Here is an 8,175-nt window from a genome sequence, read left to right as displayed (position 1 = left end):
CAGTTACCCAGAGACCGCCCACCCGTAGCTACGAGGCTGAACCGCCCAACTGCCTCGGCAGGACTTTCACCTGCAAGAACGCGCCACCTTTCACGGCGCACTCTAACGTACCAGCGCTGCCGAAGCGCGGCGCTCGTTATCAATGTATCTCTTTATCAGTGCGCCGCGCTTCCGAAGGCGGAGCCGCGCAGCGGGCGACGCGGCAGCGCGATGTTATCCGAAGGCGTCCGTACCACTCCCCGCAGCCGATTGGCTACTCTGTACTGGTCGAGAGATCACTTGAGACGCTCCAACTCGCTTTCAAAGCTTAGCGGGACCTCGGACCCGCTGATTTCCCAATATCGAAATTCTGTCCGGCCTAACCGACCGTAAAGTGTCTTCATCGCGCGCTCATGCGGTCGCTCGTGAATGAACGAGCGGATTGCCGCGTGATCCGTCCAGACAGACAGGTGTAGGAATCTCATCTGAGCGAACTCTGCTCGCACGCGATATCCGACCACCCCGGGTGATCGCTTGAGTTGGTTTTCAATCCGTACGCCGTAATAAATGAAGGTCGGAAGGAGCAGAATGCTCTGGAGCTGTACGACGCCGAGCAGAGCGCTATACGATCGCTCGGGTTCTGCGACGTCGATCTGATGCCACCACAGCTTGGCCATTTTTACCCAATTTCTCAGGAGCCTCGGCACAGGCAGCCGCGCCTCGGTAGGACGCTTTCGGAAAACGTTCCAGCGTTCACGACGCCGACCGGAGGCGGCGCGAAGCGCCGCTGAGGATCGGTGTCCCGAAGGGCCGGAGCCGCGCAGCGGCGACAGCGTGAACGCGATGTTAGCCGCTTGTTCGTGGTTCGTTCATTCTTTGGGGCCACGGAATCGGGCGCCAAATACAAACGTCCAATCGCGCAATCCAGGAACGCCGCGAGCACTCAGGAAAGGTCCGGCATCAACATAAACGGACCATTGCGACCCGGGGGAGCCCACTTCAGCGCCGCCTAGTGCAGCCCAGGCGGTGTGCCATGCTCCATCGCAGTCACTTGCGACGCCACCGACGCGAACCCGGTTGCAACGGAGCTGCGCCCAGGCGCCTGAGATGTAGAAGCCGGCACTTCTTTGGCCCACGAGATACACTCGGGCGCCAGCCAAACGCGTTCCGGTGTCTAGGGAAACTTGAACACGACCGTACGCGCCGGCCCGGCGCAGTGCCAGATCAACTTCGAGACCTATCCCAGCGAGGCCCACAACGCCGGCGACTCCACCTTGAACCTCCTGAGCTCGTAATGGCGAGACACCAACGAGCAGCAGAAAGGACGAGGTAAAGACCGCGTGTGCTGTTGCTCCGTACATGAGCGGTAGAACGCTGGCGGCTAACGCTTAACTGGTGTATTCGCTTTTCGCGGACACTCTTGGAGTAACGCGACGTTCGCATCTGGCCTGAGCGGCAGGGATTGCGCGATGTGGTCGGATAAGTTGCAGAGGCTCGGGGTAATGCGAAAGGCCCCGCATGGCGGCCAGATCGCTGGAATTCGCGCTAAAACGCTTCGTGACGCGGCGACGCATGGAATGAAAGCGAGCTCGGCCATCCCGAAGTTCGCGTGCACACCCACGTTCAAGCGATTCGGCCGCCTTGCCGGAGACGGTGCCGATGCGGCCTCGTGGGCCGAGCTTAGCCCAAACCCCTTCACTTCATTGGCTCGAGCAGGAAGAACATACGCGCAATGCCCGAGGACGTGCAAGATATCTTAGGTTCCCAGTCTTAGGTTCCCAGGCAGGGATCACGGTCGAGATGGTAGGCTCGTTCTGAGTTGTACTCCGGCTGCCAATCGCCCCATCACCTAGTACGGCCTGAAGTACGCCTGCCCGCCGAACACCTCGATCATCCGCAGCAGCAAAACCCCCAGGAGAAGCAGTCCCGCGCCCACGACGGGTGCGTTGCGGATCACGTGACGCCCACGAAACTGGGCCATCCACAGGACCCAGAGCGGCGCGAGCAGCCCGACGGGCAGCACCAAGAGCCAGAAGAGTGCGGCCCACCAGCCGGTGAAGAAGGGGGAGGCGCCGCTCCCGATCCCGGCCAGCACGGCGCCAGCCACGGCCAGCACCTCGATGCCGAGTGCGAGCGTGCCGGTCGCCAGCACGCGGGCGCGCCCCGGCGCATCGCCGCGCCCGGCGAGCTGCGCGATCAGGAAGACGGCGGCGGCGCCGGTGGCCACGGAGCCGGCCAGGAACATGACCGGCAGGAACGGGTCGTGCGACCAGGAGGGCGCGTTGGTCACGTTCAGCAGCACGCCGGTGTAGCTGCCGAGCAGCAGTCCCCAGGCGCAGGCCAGCACGAGGAACGCCTTCCCCGGGGGCGCGCTCCGGGTCGTGCAGCGCGGCGGTGAGTGGGCGCACCCTGTCCAGCTTCCAGATCCCACCCTCAACGCCAGCGTGCACAAAGGAGAGCAACGGGAAGACGCCCGAGAGCGCCACGATCCAGGCGCCCACCGAGATGGGGGAGCACCACTTGAGCATCAGCCTGGGGAACTGCTCGGACTGGAAGAGCATGTGCCAGAAGCGCACCGGCTGGCCCAGGTCCTTGATCAGCAGGACGGCAGCGACATTGATGAGCGGAAAGACCAGGTAGCAGCCCACGCGGGTGAGCGGCCGGTCCGCCGGCCGGCCCACCAGCCGCAGCAGGCCGACCACCAAGTAGGCGCCGCCGGCCAGCCCGCCGAAGAAGAAGTAGACCAGGATCTCCCAACTGTAGCCGGGCGGCGAGACGAAGACGTTGGGCATGGTGCCGCTCCTTTAGGGAGCCAGCCGCAGCACTCTCAGGGCGAGAGTGCGCTGCGCAGGTGGTACACCGACGTCGGGCTGGCGGCCTCGCCGAAGTAGACGCGGTATTTTCCATTGGCGGGATACCGGGTCCGCGGTTGGCCGTGGTGGGAGGACGGTTTGGCGAGGAGGCAGGCAAATGAATGGATCCCAGCCCAGACCGCGCCCGCCCGGAGGCGTCCTGCGGGCCGCGTTGTGCATCCTGGCATTGGCGCCGGCCGGCGACGCGGCCGGGGCGCAGGCGCCGTCCCGGAGCGAGCGGGCGCGGCCGCTTATCCTGGCCTCGACTACCTCTACCGAGGATTCCGGGCTGTTCGACGAGCTGATCCCCGCATTCGAGCGCGCACACCCCCAGTACGACGTCAAGGTCATTGCCGTGGGCAGCGGCCAGGCGCTGGAGCTGGGGAAGCGCCAGGACGCGGATGTCCTGCTGGTGCACGCGCCGGCGGCCGAGTCGGCCTTCGTCGCCCAGGGGTATGGCCTCGAGCGGCGGCAGGTCATGTACAACGACTTCGTGGTGGTGGGGCCGCCCGCCGATCCTGCCGGGGTGCGCGGCGCCGCGGACGCTGCTGCTGCACTGCGTCGCATTGCGGCCGCGAGCGCGCCCTTCATTTCTCGCGGCGATGCCAGCGGCACGCACCAGAAGGAGCGGCAACTCTGGCAGGCAGCGCGCCTCGAGCCGGTGGGGGCGTGGTACCGCGACGCCGGTCAGGGGATGGGCGAGGTCCTGAGCATTGCCAGCGAGAAGCAGGCTTATACGCTGACGGACCGGGCGACGTACCTGGCCCTGCAGCACGCGCTGCTGCTCGAGGTGCTGCTGGAAGGCGACCCGCGCCTGTTCAATCCCTACGGCGTTATTCCGGTCTCGGGCGCTCGCAACCTGGCTGGCGCCCGCGCCTTTGCCGCCTGGATCACGGGCAGGGAAGGGCAGGCGCTGATCGGGCGCTACGGCGTCGCGCGCTTCGGGCAGCCGCTGTTTGTGCCCAACGCCCAGCCCTCGCAGCTCCCGCCGGCGAGGCCCAGGCCCTGGTGATATAGCACAGTAGTTGTGACATGTAGGCGTGGGCTGCGGCCGGGCCCGGATTCAGTGGAGCCGCAGCACGGCGGGCGGCGGCCGGGCCCGCGCTCAGCGGAGCCGCAGCACGGCGAGCTGCGGCCGGGCACTACGCGGGAACCCCGAACCAGTTTCGGCAGTGAGCCTGACGCGCAGCGTGGTTCGGGCCTCGCCCTGCTCGAGGCGGAAGTACCAGGCTGAGGTAGCGGCAAAGGCGCCCGGGGCGCTGAAATCGCTGAATCCCTGGATCTCGGGGCGGAGCGGGTATACGCCTCCCGGAGAGAGCGGCGCCATGATACGGCGCAGATCCATGGCAGCAAAGGTGTACCTGCCACCCAGCCCCGATCCCCGCAGCTCGGGCGCGTCGTCCGCGTAGAGCGCCACGGCCCAGTCGTTGACCAGGCTGTTCCACGGCGTGTGCGTCTGCGTGACCACGTTATCGACGCCGCTGCCGGTATAGCGGGTCAGGCTCGCCAGCACGCTCCGGTTGAAGCGGCCGGCCAGGTACTCGACGAAGAGCCAGGCGGCGCCGCGCTGCTCGAGGGTGCCGACGCCTTCAGGGGAGATCAGGCTGGACTGCGCGGGGTTCTCCAGGAAGAGTTGCGCGCGCCGGTAGTTCTGGGCACGGAAGCGGGCGGCGGCGACGCTGTCGCCCCGCGCCTCCACCACCTGGCCCACCAGCTCTTCCGCCGCATGGGCCAGGGCCTCAGAGAGCCAGAGCTCGTCTGCTGCCAATCCGCCCCAGGGCAGGGGCCGGTAATTGAACGAGATCAGGTGCTGCAGCTCGTGGGCGAGGGCGGGGGGCAGTGCGCGCTGCAGCAGATCTGCGCTCTCGTGCCGCTTCCCGTATTGGCCATCCGGATCCGGCACCAGCAGGTACATGATCTCGCCGCGATTGGTTTCCGGGCAGAAGGTGGAGCTCAGCAGGTCGCACAGCCGGACAAAGCCGATGATAAACCCCTTCTCCTCGGGCCTGGTCAGCAGGTTCACCGCCGGGGTGAGCAGAATGATGATGCGCGCGTTGCCATCCAGATCCGAGGGGTTGCCGAATGCGGCCACGTCGGCAGTGTAGACCGGATCGTCGAAGATGCTAGCCAGCAGGGCGATCTCGGCGTCCGTGAAGCCGTCGCTCCCCGCCTGCACGTCCTGGTATACCACGGCATGTTCGCTCACGGCGCGCACCACGGCGCGCACCCGCGTCACCGTGTCTTCGCGGGTCAGCACCAGGAACTCGCGCTCGTCGCCTACCTTGGGGGGCGGCCCCGGCGATGCGGCCGGCGCAGCCACGGAGCTGGGCCGGATTCGCCCCAGCTCCTGCTCGCGCTGCCTCAACAGCTTCGCCTCGCGCTGCCGCAGCCGCGCCTCCCACTCAGCCGCGGCTGGCCCGAGGTCCTCCTGGCCGAGAAGCGCGCCGGCCCGGCGGGCGGGCAGCCTGCTTGTGAGCGGCGTGGGTGTCTCGGCGCTGCCCACCAGGCGGAAGGGGACAGGCGGGCCCTCGACGCGTCGGGCATCCTGCGGCACGAGCAGGTAGGCCGCGCCTTCGCCCGCGGCCGCGAGCCTCACGCAGAGCCTACCCGCGTCGTCGAGGAAATCGGCCACCTGGCCGACCTCGAGCTGCAGTACTTCGCTGCCGCAGAAGTCGGCGGGAGGCGCGGACACGTCCGCCGAGCAAGCGGCCGCGCCCAGCGTCGCGGCCACCACGCCCAGCCACACGAGTTCGATTCGCCTCCTGCCCATTCCCTCCTCCCCTGCTCGGCCGGCCTGGGGCCCGGGGCGGCCAAGCGCCGCAATAGGCCGGCCACCAGGCTACGCCTCAGTCGCGCGCCTTGCCAGCGGGGCGGCTCGGCGCCCCCGGTGCGTGACCGTACTTGCGAACTCGACTACTACGCGGCGGACGGCAACTCGCGGCGCACCTCGTCCAACGCCCGCCGTACATAGACGCGGACCATGGCCCGGCGCCACTCCGGGTCCACGATGATGTTGGTCAGAGGATGGCATTGCTGGAAAGCGCGCTCCGCTGCCGCTTCCGCCACTTCAGCGGTGAGCGGGCGGCCCAGCGCGATTTTCTCGAGCCCGGTAATGAAGCGCGGCCGCGCGCCCAGCGCGGAAACGACGATGCGTAGCGCCTGCACCACGTTGTCTTCCCCCCGCCCTGCGGCCACGGCCACCGTCAGCAGCGGGAAGTCAATCGAGTTGCGCTGCCGCAGCTTCTGGAAGGAAGTACGCAGTCCGGGCGGCGGCAGCGGGACGCGGATGCGCGTCACGACCTCGTCCGGCCGACGCATGCTGTTCCAAACACCGTCGGCAAGGAAGAACTCGCTGACCGGCATGCTGCGCTGCCCACCCGTCGAGACCAGATCGGCGGCCGCGCCCAGGGTCATGAGCACGGGCGGCGTGTCGGCGGAATGCGCGGCCACGCATTTCCTGCCCGTGCGCGTGACGTGGCAGACGTCGCCCTCCTTCTTCAGGCAGAAGCCCAGCGCCTGCCGCCAGAAGTGCGTCTGGTTGTAGTACGTGCAGCGCGTGTCCAGGCAGAGGTTGCCGCCCAGCGTGCCCATGCTGCGGAGCTGCGGCCCCGCCACCGTCCCGGCCGCCCGGGCCAGCGCGGGGAAGTGCCGCTGCACCAGCGGGTGGCGCGACACGGCCGAAAGCGTCTCCGCGGCGCCGATCCAGAGCTCACCGCCCCGCACCTCCATCCCGTGCAGCTCCGGGAGCTGCTTGAGGGCCACCAGGTGACGGGGGGTGAACAGCCGGTGCTTCATGTTGGGCACCAGGTCCGTGCCCCCGCCGATGGGCAGTGCGGCGGACCCGTGTTCGGCGAGCAGGGACACCGCCTCGGCCAGTGAAGCGGGCCGGTGGTAGGCATACTCGTGAAGCCTGAGCATCCCCTTATCCTCTGCGCGTCCCCCGGGTCTCCGCCTGCTGCCTCAGCGCGCAATCACGAGGCGCACGAAGCCGGTGAAGGCGAGGAGTGTAGCGGCCATGACGCCCAGCGTGAGCAGCGCAGATTTCCACCCCTTCTGCCGCCATTCCGAGACCAGCGCGCCCACAATAGTGAGCAGCGCCAGCGCGACGAGGCCGAGAATCGCGAACAATCCCTGCCGCATGACTGCCTCCTCAGCTATGGCAGCCAGGCCGTCTTCTCGACGGCCGGCGTGCGCTGTTTGGCCAGCGGGACTTCGGCTGGCTCGCCCAGGTAGATCAAGGCCACCACGCGGCGGTCCGCCGCCACGCCGAGCGCCTGGCGCAGCTCGGGATCCTGCAAGACCGCGCCCGTGCGCAGGTGGGTGCCCAGGCCCAGCGCGGCCGCGGAGAGGAGGATGTTCTGGATGGCCATGAAGGTGGCGGCGTAGTCTTCCTCCCGGATCTCGGGATCGGGGTCGAGCCGGGTGGTCACGGCGACGACGGCCGGCACCGCCATCACATCCTCGAGCGTCTTCTCTCGCACGGCTGCGGCCGCCGCCGGGTCCTCCACCTTCCTGCCCTTGCGCCGCCCCAGCACTTCCGCGTAGCGCCGCTTCACTGCCGCCCCCAGGACCAGGAAGCCCCAGGGCTCCGTCATGCGGTGGTTGGGCGCCTGCACTGCGCGCTCGAGGGCTCGCTCGATCTCCTCCCGGCTGACCGGCCGGGGGGTGAAGCGCTTGATCGAGCGCCGGCCGCCCATGGCCTCGAAGACGTCCACTCGTTCCCCCGCGTGAACCTTCCCCATGCAAAATAATAGGGTCGCGCACCCCCTGCGGATAGACGCTGTTCTTGCCCGCCGCCGCCGCCGCGCGTAGCGTAGTGGTCGAATTCGCAAGTACGATCGCATTCGGTATGACCGTACTTACGAACTCGACCACCTGGCCGGGTCATCACTCTGCAACCGGCTGTCCGCACCCGCAACGCTGGTTGATCTCCCTGGGGTCAGGCGTGAGTGCACGCGTGCATCGGTCTTGTGATCTCGGGCCTGCCAGACGGGGCCCTGCCCGCAGCGCATGCGGGTGCCAGGCGCCGCGCCTGAAGGCGCCCTTCTGCATCTGCACCCTGGCATGGTTCGGAATCGGCCTGCTCGCCTGCCCGGCGCTGGCCCAGAGCCCCAATGGCGGGACGCGGCTGGCCAAAGCCGCGCTGGCAGCCGCTCCTCCGGTGATTGACGGCCGTCTCGACGACGCCGTCTGGGCTGCAGCTCCGCCGATCGGCGGCTTCCTCCAGCGCGAGCCCTACGAGGGCCGGCCGGCCAGCCAGCCCACGGAGGTGCGCGTCCTCTACGACGCCGACGCGCTCTACATCGGCGCCTGGCTCTACGACTCCGCCCCCGCCGGAATTGTG

7 protein-coding genes and 1 pseudogene are annotated in these 8,175 nt (G+C 68.1%); 2 read left to right on the top strand and 6 right to left on the bottom strand.

The features are described 5' to 3' along the window. Positions 1 to 1,828 precede the first annotated feature (1,828 nt). Both nrfD (HY703_07860) and nrfD (HY703_07855) read right to left on the bottom strand, forming a co-directional pair. Positions 1,829 to 2,326: a polysulfide reductase NrfD gene (gene nrfD / locus HY703_07860; GenBank protein MBI4545092.1), complete on the bottom strand. Its 498-nt coding sequence runs from the start codon at positions 2,324 to 2,326 to the stop codon at positions 1,829 to 1,831. Positions 2,327 to 2,423: 97 nt separating this feature from the next. Continuing rightward, positions 2,424 to 2,771, bottom strand: a pseudogene (gene nrfD, locus HY703_07855) (polysulfide reductase NrfD). 178 nt (positions 2,772 to 2,949) lie between these two features. Between nrfD (HY703_07855) and HY703_07850 the strand changes: the two are divergent. Beyond that, entirely contained in the window at positions 2,950 to 3,843 is an 894-nt protein-coding gene (locus tag HY703_07850; GenBank protein ID MBI4545091.1) for a substrate-binding domain-containing protein, read from the top strand. A gap of 93 nt (positions 3,844 to 3,936) precedes the next feature. On the opposite strand, the gene HY703_07845 is transcribed toward HY703_07850, so the two are convergent. From HY703_07845 to HY703_07830, 4 genes are all read right to left on the bottom strand, one after another. Further along, positions 3,937 to 5,601: a hypothetical protein gene (locus HY703_07845; protein ID MBI4545090.1), complete on the bottom strand. Its 1,665-nt coding sequence runs from the start codon at positions 5,599 to 5,601 to the stop codon at positions 3,937 to 3,939. A 146-nt stretch (positions 5,602 to 5,747) separates the two neighbouring features. Further along, positions 5,748 to 6,749, bottom strand: coding sequence for an FAD binding domain-containing protein (locus HY703_07840; GenBank protein MBI4545089.1), 1,002 nt, complete (start codon positions 6,747 to 6,749; stop codon positions 5,748 to 5,750). A 42-nt stretch (positions 6,750 to 6,791) separates the two neighbouring features. Further along, positions 6,792 to 6,971, bottom strand: a complete 180-nt coding sequence (locus HY703_07835) for a hypothetical protein (protein ID MBI4545088.1) — start codon at positions 6,969 to 6,971, stop codon at positions 6,792 to 6,794. Positions 6,972 to 6,985: 14 nt separating this feature from the next. Beyond that, positions 6,986 to 7,573: a nitroreductase gene (locus HY703_07830; GenBank protein MBI4545087.1), complete on the bottom strand. Its 588-nt coding sequence runs from the start codon at positions 7,571 to 7,573 to the stop codon at positions 6,986 to 6,988. A gap of 419 nt (positions 7,574 to 7,992) precedes the next feature. Between HY703_07830 and HY703_07825 the strand changes: the two genes are divergently transcribed. After that, the coding region (locus HY703_07825) for a hypothetical protein (GenBank protein ID MBI4545086.1) at positions 7,993 to 8,175 on the top strand (183 nt) is incomplete at its 3' end.

This window comes from Gemmatimonadota bacterium (assembly GCA_016209965.1).
Taxonomy (GTDB): Bacteria; Gemmatimonadota; Gemmatimonadetes; order Longimicrobiales; family RSA9; genus JACQVE01.
Note: the sequence above shows the minus strand (reverse complement) of the source record. Positions and strands in the feature narration are given on the sequence as shown.

Bases quoted from the DNA above. Each gene is read 5' to 3' on its own strand.
- HY703_07840 (MBI4545089.1), bottom strand. From the start codon at position 6,749: ATGCTCAGGCTTCACGAGTATGCCTACCACCGGCCCGCTTCACTGGCC.
- HY703_07830 (MBI4545087.1), bottom strand. From the start codon at position 7,573: ATGGGGAAGGTTCACGCGGGGGAACGAGTGGACGTCTTCGAGGCCATG.
- HY703_07845 (MBI4545090.1), bottom strand. From the start codon at position 5,601: ATGGGCAGGAGGCGAATCGAACTCGTGTGGCTGGGCGTGGTGGCCGCG.
- HY703_07835 (MBI4545088.1), bottom strand. From the start codon at position 6,971: ATGCGGCAGGGATTGTTCGCGATTCTCGGCCTCGTCGCGCTGGCGCTG.
- HY703_07850 (MBI4545091.1), top strand. From the start codon at position 2,950: ATGAATGGATCCCAGCCCAGACCGCGCCCGCCCGGAGGCGTCCTGCGG.